General features: G+C 50.9%; 20 protein-coding genes. 2 read left to right on the top strand and 18 right to left on the bottom strand.

The genetic code is table 11. The features are described 5' to 3' along the window. Positions 1 to 18 precede the first annotated feature (18 nt). Positions 19 to 1434: a deoxyguanosinetriphosphate triphosphohydrolase family protein gene (locus tag PAEVO_RS20235; protein WP_100539150.1), complete on the bottom strand. Its 1416-nt coding sequence runs from the start codon at positions 1432 to 1434 to the stop codon at positions 19 to 21. A 424-nt stretch (positions 1435 to 1858) separates the two neighbouring features. Here PAEVO_RS20235 and PAEVO_RS20240 point away from each other — a divergent pair, with 424 nt between their 5' ends. Beyond that, positions 1859 to 3178, top strand: coding sequence for a polysaccharide lyase family 7 protein (locus tag PAEVO_RS20240; RefSeq protein ID WP_100539151.1), 1320 nt, complete (start codon positions 1859 to 1861; stop codon positions 3176 to 3178). 98 nt (positions 3179 to 3276) lie between these two features. Beyond that, positions 3277 to 8241: a CBM96 family carbohydrate-binding protein gene (locus tag PAEVO_RS20245; RefSeq protein ID WP_100539152.1), complete on the top strand. Its 4965-nt coding sequence runs from the start codon at positions 3277 to 3279 to the stop codon at positions 8239 to 8241. A 308-nt stretch (positions 8242 to 8549) separates the two neighbouring features. Here the strand turns inward: PAEVO_RS20245 and PAEVO_RS20250 are convergent, their stop codons facing one another. The 17 genes from PAEVO_RS20250 to PAEVO_RS34825 form a co-directional block, all read right to left on the bottom strand. Continuing rightward, a complete protein-coding gene (locus PAEVO_RS20250) occupies positions 8550 to 9335 on the bottom strand; it encodes a glycoside hydrolase family 73 protein (RefSeq protein ID WP_100539153.1) in 786 nt (261 codons plus the stop codon). Beyond that, a complete protein-coding gene (locus PAEVO_RS20255; RefSeq protein WP_100539154.1) occupies positions 9322 to 9774 on the bottom strand; it encodes a phage holin family protein in 453 nt (150 codons plus the stop codon). Before PAEVO_RS20255 ends, PAEVO_RS20250 begins: the two co-directional genes overlap by 14 nt. A 287-nt stretch (positions 9775 to 10061) precedes the next feature. Further along, on the bottom strand, positions 10062 to 10232 hold the full coding sequence (locus tag PAEVO_RS20265) for an XkdX family protein (protein WP_394054123.1): 171 nt from the start codon (positions 10230 to 10232) through the stop codon (positions 10062 to 10064). Next, positions 10219 to 10800, bottom strand: coding sequence for a hypothetical protein (locus PAEVO_RS20270; protein WP_100539157.1), 582 nt, complete (start codon positions 10798 to 10800; stop codon positions 10219 to 10221). Before PAEVO_RS20270 ends, PAEVO_RS20265 begins: the two co-directional genes overlap by 14 nt. An 11-nt stretch (positions 10801 to 10811) precedes the next feature. Beyond that, complete coding sequence (locus tag PAEVO_RS20275) at positions 10812 to 13409, bottom strand: hypothetical protein (RefSeq protein ID WP_100539158.1); 2598 nt, start codon at positions 13407 to 13409, stop codon at positions 10812 to 10814. Next, a complete protein-coding gene (locus PAEVO_RS20280; RefSeq protein ID WP_100539159.1) occupies positions 13410 to 13955 on the bottom strand; it encodes a YmfQ family protein in 546 nt (181 codons plus the stop codon). It abuts the gene before it with no gap. Then, positions 13952 to 15010 (bottom strand): baseplate J/gp47 family protein, encoded by a 1059-nt coding sequence (locus PAEVO_RS20285; RefSeq protein WP_100539160.1) that lies wholly within the window; start codon positions 15008 to 15010, stop codon positions 13952 to 13954. The genes PAEVO_RS20280 and PAEVO_RS20285 overlap by 4 nt, the downstream gene beginning before the upstream one ends. Next, a complete protein-coding gene (locus PAEVO_RS20290) occupies positions 15003 to 15416 on the bottom strand; it encodes a DUF2634 domain-containing protein (RefSeq protein WP_100539161.1) in 414 nt (137 codons plus the stop codon). Before PAEVO_RS20290 ends, PAEVO_RS20285 begins: the two co-directional genes overlap by 8 nt. Beyond that, positions 15413 to 15709: a DUF2577 domain-containing protein gene (locus PAEVO_RS20295; protein ID WP_100539162.1), complete on the bottom strand. Its 297-nt coding sequence runs from the start codon at positions 15707 to 15709 to the stop codon at positions 15413 to 15415. The genes PAEVO_RS20290 and PAEVO_RS20295 overlap by 4 nt, the downstream gene beginning before the upstream one ends. Before the next feature lie 6 nt (positions 15710 to 15715). Further along, the gene (locus tag PAEVO_RS20300) at positions 15716 to 16681 is read right to left on the bottom strand and encodes an XkdQ/YqbQ family protein (protein WP_100539163.1); all 966 of its coding nucleotides are present in this window, start codon (positions 16679 to 16681) and stop codon (positions 15716 to 15718) included. A gap of 12 nt (positions 16682 to 16693) precedes the next feature. Next, positions 16694 to 17413: a LysM peptidoglycan-binding domain-containing protein gene (locus PAEVO_RS20305; protein ID WP_100539164.1), complete on the bottom strand. Its 720-nt coding sequence runs from the start codon at positions 17411 to 17413 to the stop codon at positions 16694 to 16696. A 1-nt stretch (position 17414) separates the two neighbouring features. Continuing rightward, entirely contained in the window at positions 17415 to 19334 is a 1920-nt protein-coding gene (locus PAEVO_RS20310) for a phage tail tape measure protein (protein WP_100539165.1), read from the bottom strand. 194 nt (positions 19335 to 19528) lie between these two features. Further along, the gene (locus tag PAEVO_RS20315; RefSeq protein ID WP_015737358.1) at positions 19529 to 19951 is read right to left on the bottom strand and encodes a phage tail assembly chaperone; all 423 of its coding nucleotides are present in this window, start codon (positions 19949 to 19951) and stop codon (positions 19529 to 19531) included. A gap of 28 nt (positions 19952 to 19979) precedes the next feature. Next, the gene (locus tag PAEVO_RS20320; RefSeq protein WP_100539166.1) at positions 19980 to 20438 is read right to left on the bottom strand and encodes a phage tail tube protein; all 459 of its coding nucleotides are present in this window, start codon (positions 20436 to 20438) and stop codon (positions 19980 to 19982) included. Between the two features lies 1 nt (position 20439). After that, positions 20440 to 21759, bottom strand: coding sequence for a phage tail sheath family protein (locus PAEVO_RS20325; RefSeq protein ID WP_100539167.1), 1320 nt, complete (start codon positions 21757 to 21759; stop codon positions 20440 to 20442). Beyond that, on the bottom strand, positions 21760 to 21933 hold the full coding sequence (locus tag PAEVO_RS33905) for a hypothetical protein (protein WP_165789691.1): 174 nt from the start codon (positions 21931 to 21933) through the stop codon (positions 21760 to 21762). Beyond that, complete coding sequence (locus tag PAEVO_RS34825; RefSeq protein WP_100539168.1) at positions 21930 to 22367, bottom strand: phage tail terminator family protein; 438 nt, start codon at positions 22365 to 22367, stop codon at positions 21930 to 21932. Before PAEVO_RS34825 ends, PAEVO_RS33905 begins: the two co-directional genes overlap by 4 nt. Between the last annotated feature and the right edge of the window lie 99 nt (positions 22368 to 22466).

Consider the following 22466-nt stretch of genomic DNA (forward strand, 5'->3'; position numbering starts at 1 on the left):
CCCCCTTGTTCGCTCTTACTAATCCAAATCATAGATCGAACCTACCTTGAGTCCATATAACTCGTTATAGATTTTCTCGGCAAAAGCGTCCGTCATCCCTGCGATATAATCAATCACCATATGCTCCCACGTCCAGATCGGCTGATCCCGCTTCTGATCTGCCTCATAACGCTGCAGCCAGTCGGACGGAATGATCGCCGTGGAGGCGACAGGATCCAGAAAAGCATCCCACAAGCGCTTGATGATCCATTCGCTGCGTTTTTGCAGGCGCTGAACCCGCAGGTCGCGAATCATGGTCACCCAAGCGAAACTCTTCAGGACGCTGACCGTACGCAGCATATCCTCATCTTCCACACCGTCTTTGACAAACGTCACCTTTTTCCAATCCCCGTTCGTAATTACGCCCAAGCTGCCTACAAACAGGCTGACCCAGTAGGCTTTGACCTCCCGCCGGGTACGGGAATAGTCATTCTCGCAGGTCGGCATTTTCTCGTTCCAGATTTTCAGAAACTCGTCCAGCACCGTATCCACCTTCGGATGAATCTGCTCCTTGGTCCATCCCTTCCATACCTCGTCTTCCAGCGTCATGATCTTCTCCACGATCAGTTTGTTCAGGTGACTGTCCCGCAAAAAGTGTTCGTGCACCTCGATCTTCCCGGCTTTGATGCCATCCTCCAGATCATGCGCGGAATAGGCGATGTCATCGCAAAGATCCATCAGCTGCGCTTCGAGCGTTCGGTGCGTGCCGGGAATTTGCCACTCCTTCCGAATATGGGAGATGTATTCCCATTCATGCCGGTACATCCCCTTGGGGTTATCCAACCCGGAGAACGGATATTTATTGATGCCAAGCAGCACCGCATCCGACAGATTGAGTCCGTTGACGTTCTCTCTTTTCTCCAAAAACATGATCAGCCGAAAATTGTGCGCATTCCCTTCAAAATGCTCATATTTACGCCGCATCGCCTGCTGCACCTCGGCTGCCTGCTCCGGTGTCGGCGTACCCGGCTGACGCGTCAGCTCCTTCTCGGTTCTCCGGTCAATGTGCTTCTGCAGAATGCCCTGCAGCACTTCTTCGCCCTTATGGCCGAACGGAGGATGCCCAAAATCATGGGCGATCGCCGCGCACTCCACCACCTCGGGATCAATCATCAGCCCGGCGTTGTCCGCCTGCTCCGGCATCACTTCGGGATAATTGCGGGTCAGGCTCCGTGCCGCTTCGCGCGCAATCTGCGCCACCTCAAGCGAATGCGTTAAGCGCGTCCGGTAGTAATCGCCGGTGCCGGCACCGAATACCTGTGATTTTCCTTGCAGCCTGCGGAACGTCGGCGAATGAATCAGGCGCGAATAATCCCGTTCGTATACCGCGCGTGAAGCATCGGACTTCGTTTGCTCCGGATATTGGCGATGCTCTCTAAGCTCCTTCAGTGTCATTTATCCCACTCCTGTTTTTATCTATTTATGGTCGATTCGGAATCGTTCGTTCTTATGATTATATGCCATACGGGATCCGAAAGAAAAATGTTATTCGAAGGTAAGCCATTCACTCTTTGTATACCCGTATTGTCACGTCGGCTATCCGCTAAGCACGATATTCCCGTCAGGGTGATGGATGGGGCAAATCATTAACAAGATGATTGCATCTCTACTGCGCTATCTCGCACCCTCAGGGAGCAGAGGCCTCAATAATTCCTCCATTATGCAAAAACGCCAAGCGCTTATAGGATTAACACAAGACCTGTGCGCGCATTCTTGCTACGTTGTTAGGTAAGCGCTGTCATTCCTGTATTAAAGCGCACCACGGAAAGGAGGGAAATGATATCCATAAGGGTTGCACCATTATACGGGAGGGATTGCTGTGAAACGAAGGCATGCTTTTTCGAAAAGAATAACGTTCTGCCTGATCAGTGCAGCCATGCTGTTAGCTCCAATGTTTGAAGGACACGGATTTGCCGCTGGAGAGAGCAAGTACTCGGCTTCCGCATCGGCCAGCAGCTATGACACCCGCTGCGCTTGCGATGCATCGAAAGCGGTGGACGGCAGTCTCAGCACACGCTGGTCCGGCGAAGGCGACGGCACTTGGCTGAGGCTGGATCTAGGGTCCGCCAAACCGGTTGCACTGGTCAAGATCGCGTTTTACAACGGAGATACGCGTACATTCACCTTCGATATTCAAACCTCAACCGATGGCTCCAACTGGCTTCAAGCACGAAACGCTGTCCATAGCGTTCAAAACAACCAGCTGCAATCCTTCACCATCCCCGCCGTGGAAGCCCGATATGTACGCATTGTGGGCTACGGCAACACCTCCAACCAATGGAATAGTTATACGGAGGTTGAGCTATGGGGAGGCACTGCGGATGGAGGAGGCGGGGACCTTGACCCTGCCAAGCCTCCTTCGGGCAATTTTGACCTAAGCAAGTGGAAAATCACCCTGCCTGACGCGTCCGAGGTCCAGGCCGGAGCACTCGCCAGCGGGTATGTGCATCCGGATTGGTTCTTTACCGATCCCGTCACCGGCGGCATGGTGTTCACATCGCCTAATATCGGTGAGACCACCACGAACAGCACTTACACCCGCTCCGAGCTTCGGGAAATGCTGAATCCGTCGACGAACAGCGCCTCCTCATGGGCCAACAACTGGGTAACCTCTACCTCCTCCCCATCCATAAAATCTCAGGCCGGCGGCGTGGATGGAACGATGAAGGCTACCTTACGCGTGGATCGTGTATCCGTCAGCGGGAACGAAGCCGATAAAATCGGCCGCGTCGTGGTCGGGCAAATCCATGGCCCAAGCACCGAACCGATACGGCTCTATTACCACAAGCGTCCTTCGGACAGCAAAGGTGCCGTTTATTTTGGAACCGATGATCTGGACAACAACAACACCTGGGTGAACATTCTCGGCGGACCAAGCCAGCTTAATCCTGCAAACGGCATCGCCCTCGGCCAGAAATGGAGCTATGAAATCAAAGTGACCGGGCTTCTCATGACGGTGAAAGTAACCCCAGAGGGCGGATCGGCCAGCACCGTGACGCATACCCTCCCTAGCGGTTATAACGATAAGTATCTGTACTTCAAAGCAGGCGTCTATAACCAAAACAAATCCGATACCACCCCGGATCAATCCGACCATGTGAAAGCTACTTTCTTCTCTCTAACGCACCTGCATCCTTAACATCCACTTGTCAATCCCATGCCCGGGGCAGTCACGCGCCTGCTTCCGGGTTTTCTTACACACGCTTTAACTACAAATTAAAAGCGAGGGATGGAACGTTGAAGAAGACATTGAACCGAATCTCATGCCTGATCCTCTGCCTGCTGATCACCATAAGCGTTATGGCATCCCCGGGGCAGCTTCGTGCCGTATCCGCACAATCGGTTTCAGAATTCGATCTTGCGGATGAATCTGTTGCCTCGGATTCCGAGCCCCTACCGGAACCAGAAGGACCGGATATTCTGTTCTTCTCCGATAACTTTGATTCAGAGCGCTACGGTACCACGGGCGGCGTCGTTATTCCGCTGCCTTGGGTTCAGACCGGTGATGGAGGCAGCAAAGCCAAAACCTCCGTATCCGGCAGCGCTCCTTCTACGCCGAACCTTATGAAGATCGACGTGACCGATTCCGTCTATTTGCCCGTCAATACGACGGGTTACGGCAACATTAAGCTGAGTTATTATACAAGAGCCTCATCCTATGTCAGCGGCAGCATTGTGGCCGAGTGGTCGGGCGACGGCGGCGCGACCTGGAACATGCTGGAGGATTTCAAGCTGACCCCGGGAACGCCCGAAGCACCGCGCAGCGAATCCAACACGCTGAAAATCTGGACGCTGCCGCCGGAAGCAAGCAGCAATCCGAACGTACGAATCCAGTTCCGGGTAGGTGATCCGATGAACGCCAACATGTACATCGACAGCGTCTCGCTGTCCGGTCAGGCCATACCGGGCATTCCGCCTGCGGTCGATCCTGTGCCTGAACCCCCGCCGACCGAAACCGGTCCATACCCTGCGCCGGAAGGCGTAACCCTCTATGAGGACGTTTTGATCGGCAAAGCAGGGGATCGCGAGCTCTATACGTCGATTGCCGTTCCGAGCACCCCGCCAGCCGAGCCTATGCCGGTCATGATCTACATTCATGGCGGGGGCTGGAATAAAGGCGACCGCAAAAACGCTCTCGGCAGCATCTGCAACTATGTCCTTAAACGCGGGTATATCGGCGTTTCCTTAAGCTACCGGCTAACCCCCGAAGCGCCTTACCCGGCCCAGATTCAAGACGTGAAGCTGGCCATCCGTTATTTGCGCGCCCATGCCGAGCAATACCACATCGATCCGAGTCGTATCGGCGTTTGGGGAACTTCGGCGGGAGGGCATCTCGCTTCCCTGCTTGGAACGACGGGAGACCTGACCAAGGAGGATACGGTCACCCTGGATACCGGAGATACGGTGCATCTTCCCGATATCGAAGGCGCCGGAGGCTGGCCGGAATACTCCACCAAGGTGCAGGCTGTGGTGGACTGGTACGGACCGGCCGATTTCACGACCGATTTTGCTGACCGATACAGTTCGGTCACGAAGCTGCTCGGCGGGCATAACGCCTTATCCGTCCCGATTGAGGCACGGCTTGCCATGCCCGGAACGTACGCCACTCCCGATGATCCGCCGTTCTGGATCCGGCATGGTGACGCGGACGCCACCATCCCATATACCGACAGCGTCACCTTCGCCAATCAATTGACGGCCGCCGGTGTTCCTGTAGTCGATTTCGCAATCGTTCCCGGCCAGGGCCATGGCTTTACCGGGGAAGCCAAAACAACCGCGGATGCGGAAGCTTGGGCCTTCATGGAGCAGCATGTGAAGAATCTGGAGGTCACCACGCCGATCCTCTACAAAGACGGCTACACGCCTCCTGATCCGACGGACCCGACCGACCCCACCGACCCAACCGATCCTTCCACGGGCATTCCCGTTGAGGTTGGCCGTTTGGTGCCCTCGGACGATGCCCTGATCGACAGCTCCAAACCCGACACCAATATCAATTCAGCTACCGGCACAAGCATCGGCCTTTTTAGCGTATCGTCCGGTACAACCAACAAAAAATATGCCTATTTCAAATTCGATGCTTCCACCCTGAGCGATCCTGATTACCGCTACGAATTCCAGGTCGCCGCGAAAAAAGGCACCAGCAATACGGAGCTTGAGCTCTCCCTCTACGGGATCCAGAATACAGCCTGGAGCGAAAGCGATCTGACCTGGAACAATGCGCCCGTGAACAGCCTCGATTCGGCCGCTTATGTGGGGTCGTTTACGGTGAAGGCCGAGAATAGCGGCCGGCCGGAGGTGTACAGCGTCGATGTGACGGACTATGTCCGCAGTCATCTAGCAGATGGCAGCGTATCGTTTCTCCTTGCGGATGCAGCCCATACCGGTGTCAGCGTCAATATCTATACCAAGGAAGCCAACGGCTCCAGTAATCCAAGACCTGCGCTGGTCGTTAGCGAGTTGGTGGATTCCAGTCAGGATACGACGCCACCGTCCTGGACGGACGGAAGCCGCCTGTCCATTCGCAGCATTGGCGAAGATTATGTGCATTTGGCATGGCCTGCGGCGGAGGACAACAAGATCGTCGCGAAGTATAACGTTTATCAAAACGATGTCAAAGTCATGGAACTGGGCTCCGACATCACCCGCTATGAAATAGAAGGACTGTCTCCGCACACGGAGTACAGCTATAAGGTCGAGGCCGTGGATGCCGCCGGAAACGTCAGTCCGGTTCCGCTGACGCTGTCGGTTACAACGCTTAGCGCTCCCTTAGCGCCTTGGCCTGTGACCTCGGTCACGGCAAGCGGCAGCGACGGCAACATCGAGGATAATACCTTGGATCAAAATTTGTACACCCGCTGGTCTGCCGCCGGCGACGGTCCGTGGATCATGTATGATCTCGGCGAGGCCCGAGAAATCGGTTATCTGGGCATTGCCTTCTATAAAGGGGACGTTCGCGCGACGGAGATCGATATCGAAACCTCCGATGACGGAGTAACCTGGACCCCCCTGTTCAACGGTTCGAGCAGCGGTACCACCACCGCAATGCAGCCATTTAACGTTCCGGACACGAGCGCACGTTACGTGAGGCTGATCGGGCGCGGAAATTCGGACGGCAGTGCCTACACGAGTCTAACGGAAGTCCATATCTACCCTCCTTTTGCTAACGGGGATACGCCTGTGGCCATTATTCCGGATTTTGTGCCGCAGCCTCCGGAAGGAACCGTTCCTTTTACCGCTCCCGGCATGAAGAATGCAGACGGCAGCGACCATCCGGTACATCAGGCTTTTGCTGCTACCGGAAGGACGCTGAACGTTATCGATTACGGAGCAGATCCTGCAGACAACGGCTCGGACGATCGACCGGCGATTCAACGAGCAATGGATGAGGCACTCCCGGGAGACGAAGTGTTTTTCCCGAATGGCATATACAACTTAAACAGTACACCTGATGGACTGACCAATCTGATGCTGAAATCGGAGGTCAATTTACGGGGGGAGAGCCAGAACGGTGCGATCCTGAAGACCTCGTTGAACAAGATTCGGAACAGTACGATGATGAGATCCGCGAAGCAGCATGATCTGACCATCTCCAATCTGACGCTGACCTCCGCATGGGAAGGCCAATATTCGACCGATCACAGAATCAACAACCCGGATGTCGGCGGTCCGGACATGATGATCATTGCCGCCAATTATGGCGAGGCGCCTTCATACAACATCACGATCGACAGCGTGACGATCGAGAAATTCAGCCGCATGGGCGTCCGCATCGAGAACAGCCATGATATCGTCGTCCGCAATACCACGTTCCGAAATGCCACGGACCTTGGGCCGGGCGGTGCCGGGTACGGCGTATCCATTCAGGGCGTACCGAAGGTCGACCGTAACGGTTTTGCCAATGATACAAGGTGGAATCTGGTCGAGGACTCTTCCTTCGAGGGGCCTTATCTTCGTCACGGCGCACTCATCCAATATGTGGCCCATAACAACGTGATCCGGCATAATGAATTCCACCAAGTCCGGCTGGATGCGATTGATCTGCATGGGGAGCTGGAGTATTTTAACGAGATCCACGATAACCTGATTACCGACATGCCGTATGGTGGCGGCATCGGCATCGGCAATACCGGAGGAACCGCCCCGACCAACCACAGCAAATCCGGTCCACAAAACTATATCCACGACAACACGATCCGCAATGCGCGGGAAGGCATCGTTGTATCGATGGGCTCACCGGATACCATCATTGAAAATAACCGAATCGAGAACACCGTCAACATTCCGGACGCCGCCGGCATCAACATTTTGAACGGACCAGGCACGATCATCAAGGGCAACACGATCCGCCAGAACACCGCCGAGCATTATTGGGGCATTCTCCTCGAACACGACAACGGGGACACCAACGCGGGCGGCATTGGAGCCGGAGACCCGGAGAACGTGCAGATTCTGAACAATACCATTACCGGGAACAGCAACGGGATTCAGCTCAAGGCGGGCCAGAATATCAAACTAAGCGGTAACACACTGGACAATATCGGCGAGAACTTTACGGCAGCCCCTGGCGTCACGTATACCGATTTCACCGTGAGCCTGGAGTACAGCACGATGGCCCCGACGAATAAGGACGTTATAGCAGCCCTGGTCTCGAATCGTCCGTTTACCGTTACCAATAACGGCGGCTCTCCTACTTACAGGTTTACGGAGAATGGTTCATTTACCTTCGAATATGTGGATGAGGACGGCAACGAAGGCACCATGACGGCCACCGTATCGAACATCGATAAAATCGCCCCGGTGCTGAAGGTTACACTCTCGCCTTCCGTACTGAAGGCGCCGAACCACAAAATGGTCGATATTCACGCTGACCTCGAATCTAGCGATGAAGGCTCTGGCGTTGCATCCATTGTGTTGACCTCCATCACCACGGAAAGTGCAGAGGGCAAGGGGCATAGCGGAGATATCCAGGAGATCTTGAACGGGAAAGATAAGGACACGGGTAACAACGAAAGTAAAGACAATCGAGGCGATCGGGGACCGGATATTCAGGATGCCGAATTCGGTACCCATGATACCCATTTCCGGCTGCGTGCGGAAAAATCGGCACGCGGTCAAAGCCGGATCTACACGGTAATCTATACCGTTACGGACCATGCGGGGAATCAAGCGCAGGCAGTGGGGACGGTGAGGGTGAAGTAAGGTAATTTACGTAGTGAATTATTATTAATGTGAATGCATGGACAGGGATTTATCGAACAATTCGACCGGCATGAAATGCGCCGAGAAAAAAAGACGACTCGGACACACAATAACAGCACATTTTGGAAATGAATAACCGAGCATAAAGATGCTAGTGGAGCACCAACGGATATATATCTACCCATACAACAAAAGCTGCCCATACCGTCCTATTACGGTTGGGCAGCTTTATTGTTCAACATCACTCAAAAAACGCTTCATTATATAGATGAAACTTGCGAAAGCATCTGCCATTGATAATTTCTGGATCACTTGCTCGGTCTATCGAAAATTCCCAGACGATGCAGCACGGTCATGATTCGATAAAAATCAAAACTGCCCTCAGGATCATGTAATACTTCTGCCTGCTGTGCAGCTTGTACTGCCGGTTCCGCCCAAGCTGGAACTTTAGCCGGTTTCTCCGTCTCTACAACCTTGAGCCTTTTGTTCATCTGCTTCATGTCATTGCTCTGCTCGGCTAGCAGTTTCATCGCAGAAGCATATTGCTTACTAAGCTGCTGCATCTGCTCTTGTGTTTTTTGCAGCTCGGCCGTTAATTGTTCGATTTTCATGCGTTCCTCCTCCTCTGGATTAGGCACATCATATTGATAGAGCGAGTTCTGCTCCATAATGGAAATGAGCTTTTTGGGATAATTGGGGTCTGTGGCATAGCCCCCTCTCCAAATCTCGGTCGCCGCCGTTTTATAATCCGCCCACAATACGCCATGGTAGCGCTGTGGCTTGTCGCGCGTGCCATTCAGGACCAGCCTAGTATGATCGGCAACCGATTCACTCCAGCTGTTATACTTGCGAAACTGGGCATGGGTCGTATAGGGTGTCTGCCCCCGGTATTCGGTTGTCTTCATGGTGACGCTTCCCGCCGGACCGGTTCCTTTGATGCCAAACAGATTGTTTGCTTTTTGCGTTAGACCGCTCATTCCCCAATTGGATTCCAGGATCGCCTGGGCAAGCGTAAGCGAGGCAGGTACCCCGTACTGACGCATGTCCTGAGTAGCAATAGGTGCCAGCTTGGCTATAAATTCAGAGGGCTTCATCCTTTTTCTCCTCCTTTTGGGCGGTTGTCTTTTCCCCTTCTTCGGATTTAATCTGGAAAACCTGTACCACATTACGCAGGGACTGAGGGATCGGTACCCCCATTCTACCGACGTTCTCAATAATAGACAGCAGCTCATTCGCAAGATAGAAGAAGATCACCGTATTCTGAAAATAATTCATCTCCCCCAGCACCCGATCCACCAGATGCATCAGGGCGATGATGAGAAAAATGGTCATTTTGCGTGCAATCCCAGTATATCCAATTCGGCTGCGCAGCTCGCCGTTCATCCAGGCCGCGCCCCATCCGGTCAACCAATCGATCATCACGAACCACAACAACAGATGCAGCGGCAGCGACCATCCGCCCCAGACGTACCCTGTCACGGCCCCCGTCCCCGCCACCAGCATCTTAAACAGCTGACCGATCTGCTCATACATAATACTTCCTCCTTTATAATGGTTTTGAAGGTGTGAAAAAGCCCTCGGGGAGCCGAGGGCTTGGGTTAAAGTTATTCATAGGTGCTTTAAGCGAGAGATAAACCCTTTTAGCATGTACATCACTTCGTCTGCGGATCATTCTTCCGATCGCTGTTGCCCCCGGATTTTCCTGAAAACTAATGGATAGGGTTAAAATCCGTGGACAAAGGCGACCGCTTCGCTTCTCCAGCATGATTCCGCCTTCTCCGTTGAAGCTTTTTCTCATGTGAGGCCATTCAAAGCAGCGTTTAGTATGCCTCGCCAGTGATGACTTCATATTCTTCCGAAGTGATCACGCCAAATGCAACATATTGTCTCAATTGAGAATTTTGCGCCCACTTCTTTTCATAGTAGTACTTCAAACGCTCAAAATCGTTCTCGAACATCGTCCTCCGCTCCTTTCGATCAGCTATTTTCAAGTGATAACAACCGTAATTCAAGCCCCACAATTTGAGCACCCTGTGCCTCGTTCTGCTGACGCAGCTCCAAGGCCTCCAATTCCCGCGTTACCATCTCGCTACCTAAGCGATCCATTTCATTAGGCTCTACTGGTTGAGGTCTGGTTAACTCCTCGATTTCTTCTGGGGTTAGACCTTCGATCCATAGTATCGGCTGAGGCGGAGACACCAGAACTGGCATGTCGCCGCGCTGCTCTTCCGGGAATGCCTGCCACTTAGATAAGGCTTGTTGGAATGAATCTTGTGCTGCGCTTACGGCAGACTCATATGCCTTCCAGGCTCCTAAATCAAAGCGCGGGCGGAACAAGCCCGGAGTTACTGAAATGCCGATGATGTAGCCGGAGATGTTGGATTCTGATTCGTTGGGTGCCTCACCATCTGCCTTCGTAACGCCTTCTGTTGTGGTTAGAACATCTGGTGGTCCTTGTTCCATGTTGGAATAAAAAGGGACGACACCGGAAAAGGTATCGTCCACAAGCGTGTCCTCTAAATAGAGGCCGTCTATATTTACTTTAGGTACGGCTTTCATGTGATACCTCCTTATTGTTCGGCTAGGAAGGAAATTCCATCGAGATTGATATCGGTGTTTCCACCAGCTTCTATGTTAACATTGCCTCCTGGATTTATAGCAATATACCTGGAGTTAGATGTTGCATCATTGACTGTGGGGTACATTGTTTTCAAAGGTCTAAATCCCACCGGTAAAATAAAAACTGAATGTTCCGTAGTAAATCCGACTGCCCCATTTGAGATTCGACCAAAAATATAAACTATTCCATTTTGCTTTTTATATCTAATAGGGAGTTCTAAATTAGGGCATGACCAACCATTTAATAATGTAGGTGTAATCCATCCTGGTTGATCCTTGTCCACCTTCTTGTTCATCAACACGGATACAACGGTCGCACTCTGCTGCACGGCATCGGTCACTTCTTGGAGCATGGCCTTTTCGCTGACAGCGTACGATCCAATGAATGGTACAATAGGCGACTTGTCGAGCATATGGTAAGTAGCGGAATAGGCGACGGTTTGGTCAAAGTCTGACGGTAAAAATCGGATATGCTTTTTGCCGTTTGCGTTAGCATCATTTTCGATCTTTGCTGAATTATCAATCCTACCGTCACAGTAAACCTGGACTATGCTAGAAACCCTATTTTTCAATAGACCGCCGCGCAATGCAATATTGTTAGCGTAGTAGTTCCCGTTAGGCGAATATAGTAAAGGATTCACCCGTTCGCGTAGCACAAGCCCCGTTCCTACCTCAATCTGGTTATCGCCCTCATTAAAAGTCAGCATACCTTCGGATACGATAGGCTCGACCGTTGGCATTGCGAGCTGGTAAACAAGTTGGTATGACGATATTGTTTTATCGTTAACAGAGGGGGAAACCTCGTTTACTGGTACTGACTTTCGTAAATGTTCCCAAGTGCTATTCCAGTGCGCAGGAGGTACGTATCCTATCGGTGTCCATGTTTTTTGAGCCGCACCTGTTGAGTCGTTGTAGGGTCCGGCGCTTAAATCACGCATTACCCAACCCATAAAATACCCTTTAATCTCGTCGGCTGTTGGCAAGTAGTTATCGCCCCACCCACTTTCAGAGTTAAAGATTGATGTATATACCAGTTTATTAACTGCATCATAATCTATCTGATCGGGTAAAGTTCCCACACCTAAGGAACCGGGTATGTGCCTAACATCCCTTCCATCAAATTTAGTCATATGAAAAGTATTATCTTTATTTTGTTTTGGTCCATTAGTTATAGCGAAATTAATCCATTTAAACCCTGTCTTAGACGATTGAAAAGTGTATAATTGTGCACCATCTAACGTAATGTTCTTCCATTTCGCCAACTTGAAATATTGTCCGTCCTTTTCGAACACTTCGTCAGCATTCGTGCCTGTCAGTGGATCGGCGTGTAAGTCCGTTTGCAGCGCAAGTATGGAATCTTCACGCAGTTTGAATGGTTTAGGCGTGGAGCCGAGTGTAATCATAGGATTTCTCAGCCTAGCGGGATTACCAGATACGGACGCTCTTACTAAATAGTTAAGTGACGTATTATTACCGCTATTAAAGGTGAATGATGTCTCGGAATTCCACTTCTTCGGAGGGTCAGGAACGTTAAGATCCAATGGGTATACAGCATGATCAATATTAGAAGCTACATCCGCACTTAATGTGTAAGTTGTTTTAGGAGTAACACTAAATTGAACATAAGAGTACCCAGCAACGGCATCTGCCCCTGTTGGGTTGTACCATTCATATTGCGAAATTGCGAAAGAGGTAGTGTTTGTAAATTGCGCACTCATGAGGGATGGCAACAAATTTTCCCCGTACCGAATCACGAACGGATTTCGTACAGGCTGAACGCTATCGACGTATGGATACTCGGCAGCGACTTGTTCAGGTCTCATATCGTCTAGTGCAGCGTATTCGGCCTCGCTAATCTCGTATAGTCGAATTGCATCAGCATACCCATATTGACCTTGAGCGCCATAAACTAAAACGGCAATAGTATCATCACTACTGAAATAAGCTGGTTGAATTTTTACCGCTACTGTTGAAAACTTTGTATTATCCGTTACTTCCATAAATGGAGCTGATCCGCCAATACCTACATTCTGTTTTTGTAATACGATTCTAGTTGCATTGCCGTTCTTAAGATCTGCTAGTAAAACATAGTGCTTGGTTTTATCGATATTGTTGATCCTACGAAAGATGTTACCAGCGTTACCACTGCTCGCTGTAGTGGTGATTTTGAATCCATTGACTCCAGTTGTTTTATTCACATTATCTAGAGCATGAGTGCTCCGGCTGTCACTCCACGGGCTGACATCCTCACATCCCCCATCCCGCCCCAACAAATTCACCAAAGTACGCCCTTTAATCCCGCTCAACTTAAAAGGCGCGCTCCGCTCTGCGTTCACGATCTGAAGCCCCGGCTGCAGTACGACTTCCCTACGTTCTTCTGTATCCAAACGCTTTTCCAGTGCATTGATGGCCTCATTGCTTTCACCCGCGAACCGATCTACAGCATCCGCGTTCTGATCAACATACTTCTCCAGATCGAAATACGTCGTGGACGGCGAGGTTCGATCGATTTTGTTCAATCCGATATTCGGCGTAACCGGATTCGTCATTTAGGCTCCTCCTCCCAACAATCTGTCTTGTGTTGTTGCTGATATTTCCTCAAAGGTCATGCCCTCCACCTCGGCTATGGTGAGATAACGCAGAGCGTAATCGACCGCCATATGTGCTGGCTTGATCTCCTCAATGGCTGATTTCAAATCACTTAAATTCGGCGGGATGCCCAACGTATCTCTAAAATGAATCGTCACTTTATACTCCGCTGGCTGGACGGATACCTCGATGCTGCCCCGCTCATAGGCTTGTGCCACATTTTTGAGCATGCTAGCAGACACCTTGCCGCTCCCCCGCATCTTCGAAATGATGACCGAACGACGTTGCTCGATCGGCTTGGCGTGGTTCACCGGAATGTTCAAGTCCTGCTCGAACCGGGATAGCGCCCACGTAGCGGTTTCGGGATAATACTGGTCCAACTGATCCTCCAGTTCCTGCGCCAGCTTGTCCAACTCAGCCCCTTCAGCTCCGGCAATGGCTTTCATTTCTCGAACATCGTGATAAAAGGACGGCAGGTAACCCAGCCAGGCTTCGGCTTTACTCATCGGACCGTCACCGTCCCCAGGACAGCTACCGCCTCCGGTTCGATCGGAATGCTGTCCGTTCCTCCGTTCACGGTCAATATCTCGTAGTCGATGACAGCCGGAATATCCAAAATCACGTTGGCGATCCGGTTATACCGGACCAACGGGTCGGACATGGCGAGGTCTTTCAGATACTGGCGCACCCCCTGCTCAATCGCTTCCTGCACACCATCCAAGCCGGCCCCATTGAGCAGCGTAACCTGCACTTCGATATGGACAGGCACTTCAGCCGCCCCTACAACGGTGACCACCGAACCGACGGGAGCTGCCCCTTCGCCCATACCATCCATGGTCGGATCGATATGCTGCTGCACTGATTCCACAACGGAAGGCGTAGGTGATCGCATCTCGTTATCCAGCAGCACCACCTTGACGGTGCCCGGACCGTCCCATAACGGAAAAGCCTTGGCCTTGCCGACCCCGGCTTTCTCCCTCGCCCACAGCTCGTACTGATTCCGGTTCGCGCTGGTCACGGGACGGGAGATTTTTTCGCGGTATCGGTCATATAACGCTTCGTCCGACTCGGTATCTTCGCCAGGTACCCAGAGCTCCATCAGCTCCGCCTTCACCAAGCCTTCTACGTATTCCAGCGGAAGCAGCGAGCCGAATCGGCGGTTGCCTTCCTTCCCGCTCGTCTCGCATTCCAGCACGTACTGCCCTGCACCCAGCCGGGTCATGACTTTGTAATTCAGAGGATCCAATGAAAAACGGCTCCCTATAGCCACATCCACCGGGGCGCCGTTACTGCCCGAAAATTGCCCCAGCAGCTGTGCTTTTGTAGCCTGCTTTCGTGTCAGTCCCGACCAGGCAATGCTCCGATCCAAAAATTCACCCGAGGCCGTCGCGGCAAATTTCAGGTTCATGGAGTACCCCAATTCCACGTACATCTGGGCAAGCTCAGTCGCAGAAGGTGCCAACGCATCGTAGATGATGCTGCCCTCCCTTTTATCCATACCATCCGGGATTCGATCCATCATCCGTTCCAGAATGGCTTCGTACGTCTGTTCCTCAACCATCCTCTCTCACCTCCTTGGTCATATTGAAAGCCCCATACACGCTTCGGACCGTAAATTCCGCCACCGCCTGCTCGCCCGTAAAGGTAATATTCATATCATCCACCGACAACACGCGGTCATCCTGCAGCAGCGCTTCCTTGATGTGCCGTTCAATCTCGGCATAGGCCCACAACGGGTCACGGCCAATGACGGAGTCCAGCTCCTGCCCATAGTTGCTGCTGTAGATCAGATGCTCAAAACGGCGAGTCTGAAGGATTTTGACGACAGCCTGTTTAACGGCCTCAAGACCGTCAATGTGACCAGATATCATCCCTCTCTCTAAGTTCAAGTCATACGTCAGACTAGGCTGCTCCAAGGTTTCCACGATCTCGCTACCCGGTTGCAGCGTTCCTCCTTGCGGGATCATGACGGCTTCACCAACCGATCCAGCACGAGATACGTTTGCCCGCCCTGGTAACGAATGAGCAGCACCGTGTCTCCCGTTTCCAGCCCTTTTCGAATCACATACTCCGCGCCGCCAAGGTTCAGCTTATACTCGGTCATCGACTCTCCGATAACTAAAAAATCCTCCGTCAGGCTGAAACGCTGATCCACGTTCACCTCGAGAGGATGTGTTGATGTGACTGTGCCGTACAGCACCGCCATCGGGTTTGTGCTTCCCACGGCGCTGAGACTGGCTTTTTTGATAATATCCAGCATCCCTGCTTACACCACCTTCATATTCAGCGACATTGTATGCGTACCGTCTGAGAATTTATGCGTACATTCATCGATGAGATACGGCTTCAAGCCTTCTTCCGGAAGGTTTACATAGATCGTGTTTCCCGCACGGACCCGCAAATCTCCAATAGCCTCGATCGATAACGTCTGCTGCTCCCTGTTCTTCAGCTCCAGCAAATTTTGCGCTAACTGCTTCAATTGAGCGGGGTTCATGTTCTCATCAGCAACCTCGTATAGCTGGAGCAAACCCCATTGTGCAATGTTTTGTCCGTGCTGGTAAAGGTACACGTCCCTCTTCCCCGTTTCCTTGTTATCACGCACGACTTTGATGCGGTTGTACGTCTCGTTGTCGATGCTTTTTTTATATGAAAAATCCGTCATGAGGCTGTCTTCCCCCACCGCAAGCATAAGCAGCATGTCGTTGATGTTGGTTAACGTCAGTTCGCCATACCGGTCGTAAAACATATAGTACTGCTTGGTCGCGATCAATGTGGAATCCAGGGCCTTGCAGATGATATCAATCAGTTTCTTATCCGCTTCCAGCATTGCAGGGATCGTATGGCCGGTATCGGCCAGCGTGCCTGTCTTCAGATTAAAATCCTTGGCGATCTTCCGGATGATATCCTCCACCTTGGCATTCGTGAACCGGTAGGTGTCGTTGCTGGACAGGTAGCGCAGCTGATCGTAAGCCATTACCTTAACCTGGGCGTCCATGCCCCACTCTTTGGAAAAAACGTACCCATAAAACAGATCCTTGTTATCCTTTCGGAAGCGCACAATGTCGCCGTTCTCCACTTCGAATGCCTTGCTCTGCGCCAGGCCATCGTTCACATAGTTGATATCCAGACTTGCCGGCTTCGCCTGACGGCTTGTTTTCCATGTGATGTCGGTTACGATCTGCCCCAAATCCCACACGCTTCCGTTCTTGCGGTCAATCATCAGTTCGATCACGATGCCACCTCTTTAAGGAATTTTCAGAACCCGGCCGACGGCCAGCTTCCGGACCTCATGGTCCTTGATTCCGTTCAGTTTTTGGATGTCGGTATGACGGGAACCGCTGCCGAGCAGCTTTTGGGCAATGCTCCACAAGGTATCGCCTTTGGCAACCGTATAGGAGGTTGGTTTTTTGCGGTCATCCGGCCGGTCTTTTTTCTTCACAGCTGCCGCTTTTTTGTCTTTTACCGGTACCACCTTCCGAGCCCCATAAAACACATAGCGTTTGAGCGTAATTGAGAACTCAATATCCTCCGGCGATCCGGACATCGTATTCCAGTTGAAGCTTTCAATGGAGGCCGCCATGTTGATGCCAAAAGACTTCATCGCCCGTACCACATTCTTGCCATCCGTACCGCTCAGCGGATCGGGAACAAGCCCCGTCATGACAAAGCGAACAGGCCTTCGAGACTCCATCCAGCCTTTAATGGTATTTACGTATTCAATCGGAAGCTTCAGCTTCTTATCAGACCCTATATGGACAAAGGGATACACTCTCCCCGGAAAAAAGCTTTCAAATGAGATCTCCGTCAGCTTTGGATGCAGAATCGCATTCACTTCGCCAAGCCCCGCGACCGTATAGGATTTGCCTTCACCGCTATCTTTGACATCAATCCGCTCCGGATTCACCGGAAATCGGAAAACTTCCTCCTGGTTATTGAAGCTCAGAAAAAATCCGTAATCGCTCATGTTACAAATACACCCCCTCGGCACTGGACACAAACTGCTCCTCCAGCGTTCGGTTAATTCTCGACATGATCGTATCCAGATCGGCCCCGGAATTAATATCTCCCGTCGTCATCTGCACGGTCGGCGTCAGGGTGATCATATTGCTGATCGCATTCACTTCCGCCAAATCGCGCATCACCTTTAGATCCTCGCTTGCCACGTCCACCGAGTTATCCACTTTACCAATGGAATCGATGCTGCCGCCCGCAGGGGCTACCGGGATTGGGGCTGTTGGCATGGCGGGCATAGCAGGCATGGACGGGGTCGGGGTTGTTTTTGGAACGGTAACATCGTATCCGGTTTTGCCGTTGTTGTATTGTTTTAAAAGATCCTCGTTGTCTTTACCTATCTTCTTATCGGGCATGAATGAATCCTTGAATGTATCCATCGAAAAATCTTCTATGGCTTTCTGTCCAGTATCCTTGAAGTTCGTAAAGTCTGCCTTATATTCAATCTCGGCGATTTGCTTGGTATCCACACCAAGAACCTTTCCGAAGAAGCCCGCTACCGCGTTAACACCTTTGATGATCCCGTTAATGACGGAAATGACAGTGTTAACCGTATTTTGCGCCAGATCTACAATGAAGCCGAAGACGTTGCTAAATATCTGCTTAAGGCCCAGTGTCACCACTTTCCAAGCCCCGAACGCGGCCATAGCAGCGATAACTAAAGAGATTAATAGCATAAGAGGATTAGCTTTAACCACCATATTAAATATTCTCATCGCTCCTGCAGCTATGTTCGTAATCGTGGCCATCACGGATTGAGCTGCCGCAAACGCGTAAGCCGATATTCTACCCATGATTAAACCTGCATTTAACATTGCGAAAAAAACTCCCACTAAAGCAATAACAGGAAGTAACCCCATAAATATAGTGATCAGATTCCAAATGGTGTTACCGACTCCAGCGATCGTTGCTTTAATGAATTCCCAGGCTGGAGGGATCATTTCAGCAATCCATAAGAACCCTTGAGCTAATAAAGATAGTCCTGAATTCAATATGCTAAAAAACGGTTCAAATGCCCCTGATTCAAACGCAGAGTTAATGATATCTAGAATAGGTATTATAGATTCAAGCGCCCCGCTCCCTATTTGAATAAAGGAATTGTTCACATATCCCAACATCTTTTGCCACTGGCTCACAGGAGAGTCCATCATTTTTTGAAGAGCTTCTTCCGTCATGCCCGATTTCTGTAGGAGTTGATCCATTGACGCTAAAAATGCTCCGAAATTGCCCTTGGATGATGCCACTTCCTTGGAAAATTGTTTGATGTTGGTTTCAGGTATCTTAAACTCTTTCGCAAGTGAACTAGTGTCACCTTGCATCGCACTCATTATGGCAGCAGCGGCATCTCCCGAACTCTTCCCTGTAGATGAAAGCTTGCTTAAACGCTCAGCAAAACCATTTAACGTAGAAATTTCATCCGAGTTTTTGGTCATGTTCATAAAAGATATTGAATTTCCGAGAGTTTTATTGACATCGGCCCCCGATTTCAATGCATCTTGCTTAAATTTTTCAAACATAGCCGAGCCAACCTCTGGATCTCCTATTTTGCTCTGGATAACATTCTCTAAATTTTGTTGTTTTGCCGCTGGTATGATGGAAACATCCGCTATGAATTTCATTCCATTATACGCAGCTTTAATTGCACCAAGCGCACTGCTAAATTTACTTGATGCCTTCTCTCCCTTTTTCACTTCTGCATTCAGATTTTGTTGAGCTGCTGCCGCTTCATTTACTTTCGTTTCAGCTTCTTTTATTTTTTTGGTCGCATGATCAAAACTCAAACCGAATATAAACGACTGCTCAAAAACGAGTTTATCCCAGTTGCTTAATGCCTTCAGAATCTTTGGTGGAACAAGCATTTGAGTATTCGCCATTCCTTCACCCCCTTCTTCTACAACCTATCTCCGCTTCCGGACTCGCTCGAGCTTCTCCTTCTCCACCCGCATCGAGATCATGGCATAGATGGCGGCCCGTTCCCGGACCGACATCGCCATGAGCTGGTGAGGAAGGATGTGCAGTTCATGGAGGGCGTAGTACGCATAGTTCGCGTCACCGTCACCCTCTTTAATCAGTTTTTTACGTCGTCTACCAGATCGTTCATATCGCGGTCAAAACCATTCAGAGCTTGGACCCGCTCGCCAAGCGCGGCGAACTCGCCGGGCAGCAGCATTTTGCGGAGTAGGGATTCTGCACCAAGCACGCCGTAAGATTTTTGCAGCTCGCTGTTTTTCAAATCCGGGTAAATGACGCTCGATACCATCAGTTTCGCCATATAGTCGTTCGGGTCAATTTCCGGCGTGAAGACGCCATTCTTACCCTTGACCTTACGCGTAGCCGCTTTGCGGCACTCCTGGTTTTCTTCCTCCGTGATACTCCGCAGCTTCCAAGGCACAGGGCTCCCTTCCGCGTTCTTAAAACGAACAGAGACCACGAATTCCTCCGTGATCTCCGCAGACGACTGCCCAGCAAAAAACATACTAAAATCGCTCATATTCCTTCCTCCTCATTCAGGTTAAGTATTAGGCCAATGGGTTAAACGGCGTCTCAATTCGCACATTCTCAAACGTGAAAGCCACTTCTTCCTCCAGCGCCTCTGCTTCAGTATCCAGGGAAGCCATAATCACGCTGTCGAGGTTGACCCCTTCCAAAATCACCGTCTGACGCCCCGTCGACGAACCCGGATCCTCATTGCGCACTTCAATCATGAAGTAGGCGTCTTTCCCTGTCTGGATGTATTCCATCATCAGCTCGCGGAACAGTGAGGTCACATAATAAATGGTCATCGTGCCGCTGCCCTTCCAGCCAATGGCTTTATGCTGTACGGCGCGTTGGCCCATCGTTTTCAGCTCGGCTTTTTCCTTCTCCACCGTGGCTTCCAGTGTTTTAATGTAGAACATTTCCTCCATACGATCGCCAATTTTGACGAATGCCTTACCCTCTTGCCCCGAAATCGTGTCGCTTGCCCGCAAAAATGCCATCTTAGACCACCTTCACTTTCATGTATACTTTTTCAATCGCATCTACCGGCTGTACCTTGATATCCACAAACAGCACATCGCCTTCTGTACCCGGCGTCACCACTATATCTTCGTTCGCATCAAAATTTTGGATAGCCCCAATATTCTGCAAAGACGCAAAATACGCCGCACATTCCGCCCAGAACAGAGTCCGGCCATCCACATTATTGTCTACCTTCCCGATGTAGGACTTCTCAAAAATCAGCTTCAAATCATTCGCAATACCATCCAGCACGCGAACCACCCGGTTTTTGGAAAAATGTCGCGCTTTGGCCGGCTCAATCGATGTAAAGCTGTTAATATCCTGCTCGACCACGGCCTTACCGCCGCTGTAGCTAAACAGAAACTCACCATTCGTGAGCGCTGCTTCAATCTCCGTATGGCTTAAACGAACATCGGTATCCACCGCTTCATCGTAAGCCGCGTATGTTAGGGATTCGTTAACAGCTGCCGCAGCCGTGGCGCCAGTGACCCAAGCAACTGCCTTGACCTTGTCCACGAAGGAGCCGTCAGTGAGAACAACGCCATTTTTCACGGAGATGATTCCTTCATAATCCGCAGCCGGATAGTCGGACAATACAGCTTGGACCTTCTTGCCTTCCTGCTCGCGAAGCCGCTTGATGAATGCGGTATACAGTGACTTGAGAGCTGGATCTGCGGACAACAGGCCAACGGTCTGGAAGTCTTGGACCTCAAGCGCGGCTAGGAAGTCCACATGCTCTTGGTTCGTCACGGTGCCGTTCGCGCCACCTGTCAGAGCGAATCCTGCCGTTGCCGCCAAATCGCCCGTATCCGGTGCAAAGGTTACATACAGGTTCGGCTGCAGTTCGGCCGCACTGGCTACAAGTTGCTTGTCAACCGCTTTGCCGCTCAACAGCGTGTTGACCACAAACTTACCAGGATCATCCATCGCGTTCTCAACAACGATCTGGATATCATTCCCACGTTCTCCGCCGTAAAGTGCGATTGCTTTGAGACCGGCAACGGAACCTGTAGCTTGGGTGCCGCTATTTAAGCGATACAACAGGAGTGTACCTGCTCGCTTGAGCACTTCTTTTACTCCGAGCAACTGTGGTGCTGTGATATCATAACCTAACACCTCAACCAGATTGGTGCCTGGTTTAATGGTTAAGATTTTTTGCGGCTCTCCCCATGGAAGGGACAAGCCCAGTGCCGCAAGCCCCCTTTCACCTACGCGCCCGATCGGCTGCTCCTGCGATGAGATTTGGGTATATACGCCTGGTCTTACTTTGTTGGGTGTTGTCCATGTTCCTCCGGCCATTTAGATGACCTCCTTTTTCAAAAATGTGGTGAGTTGCTCTTTCGCTTCCTGAACGGTGTACGTTTTGCCCTCTTCGAGAATGGCGCTCAGCACATCCTTCTCGCGATTACTGAATTGTTTGGATTGTGTCAGCTGTTGCTTGTTGAACGCTTTTGCTGTTTCTTTTTTACTCATTTCAATACGCCTCCCTGTTTCAATGTTTGCATCTTCATGTCGTTCTCTTCCTGATCCGTTGACATCTGAATGACATACTCTGCGCGAAAATATCCTTCTCCCGCTGCCCCATCATTCCCCGTTGGCCGCTCCCACGCAACTGATGAGGCGCGGCATGGTCGACCCTCAACTTCCAGGGATGTTAGGCTCTCCAGCATCTCGTCCATGATCGTTGCCACTGATTTTCCTTCCACTGGTACGTAAGAGATTCGGAAACGAAAACGAGCCGTATATCGACTTGTCGATATCGGCTCGAGCTCGGCTAGTGCTAGCTCGGTTTGGAAATATGGGGCTGGTGGTAGTTGTGCGTTGTCCTCTCTCAAAAACGTTGTGATATCTGAAAACTTCGCCTGCAAAACTCTTTTCAAAGAACCTTGTATTTCCTGCGAGATCATACTAGATTACCTCCCCTTCCAGGTTGAATGCCGATGGTGTAATAATCTTAAGTTTTTAACAAAATCCATTTTCCCACGGGTAAGTACCTTGAATTATGT

The sequence above is a fragment of the Paenibacillus sp. GM2FR genome (assembly GCF_002803325.1).
In the GTDB taxonomy this organism is placed as follows: domain Bacteria; phylum Bacillota; class Bacilli; order Paenibacillales; family Paenibacillaceae; genus Paenibacillus_AQ; species Paenibacillus_AQ lautus.

What these genes read in the sequence shown, in the direction of transcription:
- PAEVO_RS20290 (WP_100539161.1), bottom strand. Translation starts at nt 15,416, where the DNA reads ATGATCCCGCAAGGAGGAACGCTGCAACCGGGTAGCGAGATCGTGGAA.
- PAEVO_RS20305 (WP_100539164.1), bottom strand. Translation starts at nt 17,413, where the DNA reads ATGAGCGATTACGGATTTTTTCTGAGCTTCAATAACCAGGAGGAAGTT.
- PAEVO_RS34825 (WP_100539168.1), bottom strand. Translation starts at nt 22,367, where the DNA reads ATGATCTCGCAGGAAATACAAGGTTCTTTGAAAAGAGTTTTGCAGGCG.
- PAEVO_RS20250 (WP_100539153.1), bottom strand. Translation starts at nt 9,335, where the DNA reads ATGAAGCCCTCTGAATTTATAGCCAAGCTGGCACCTATTGCTACTCAG.
- PAEVO_RS20295 (WP_100539162.1), bottom strand. Translation starts at nt 15,709, where the DNA reads ATGCTGGATATTATCAAAAAAGCCAGTCTCAGCGCCGTGGGAAGCACA.
- PAEVO_RS20315 (WP_015737358.1), bottom strand. Translation starts at nt 19,951, where the DNA reads ATGAGCGATTTTAGTATGTTTTTTGCTGGGCAGTCGTCTGCGGAGATC.
- PAEVO_RS33905 (WP_165789691.1), bottom strand. Translation starts at nt 21,933, where the DNA reads ATGAGTAAAAAAGAAACAGCAAAAGCGTTCAACAAGCAACAGCTGACA.
- PAEVO_RS20280 (WP_100539159.1), bottom strand. Translation starts at nt 13,955, where the DNA reads ATGAGTAAAGCCGAAGCCTGGCTGGGTTACCTGCCGTCCTTTTATCAC.
- PAEVO_RS20310 (WP_100539165.1), bottom strand. Translation starts at nt 19,334, where the DNA reads ATGGCGAATACTCAAATGCTTGTTCCACCAAAGATTCTGAAGGCATTA.
- PAEVO_RS20285 (WP_100539160.1), bottom strand. Translation starts at nt 15,010, where the DNA reads ATGGTTGAGGAACAGACGTACGAAGCCATTCTGGAACGGATGATGGAT.
- PAEVO_RS20320 (WP_100539166.1), bottom strand. Translation starts at nt 20,438, where the DNA reads ATGGCATTTTTGCGGGCAAGCGACACGATTTCGGGGCAAGAGGGTAAG.
- PAEVO_RS20235 (WP_100539150.1), bottom strand. Translation starts at nt 1,434, where the DNA reads ATGACACTGAAGGAGCTTAGAGAGCATCGCCAATATCCGGAGCAAACG.
- PAEVO_RS20325 (WP_100539167.1), bottom strand. Translation starts at nt 21,759, where the DNA reads ATGGCCGGAGGAACATGGACAACACCCAACAAAGTAAGACCAGGCGTA.
- PAEVO_RS20270 (WP_100539157.1), bottom strand. Translation starts at nt 10,800, where the DNA reads ATGAAAGCCGTACCTAAAGTAAATATAGACGGCCTCTATTTAGAGGAC.
- PAEVO_RS20255 (WP_100539154.1), bottom strand. Translation starts at nt 9,774, where the DNA reads ATGTATGAGCAGATCGGTCAGCTGTTTAAGATGCTGGTGGCGGGGACG.
- PAEVO_RS20275 (WP_100539158.1), bottom strand. Translation starts at nt 13,409, where the DNA reads ATGACGAATCCGGTTACGCCGAATATCGGATTGAACAAAATCGATCGA.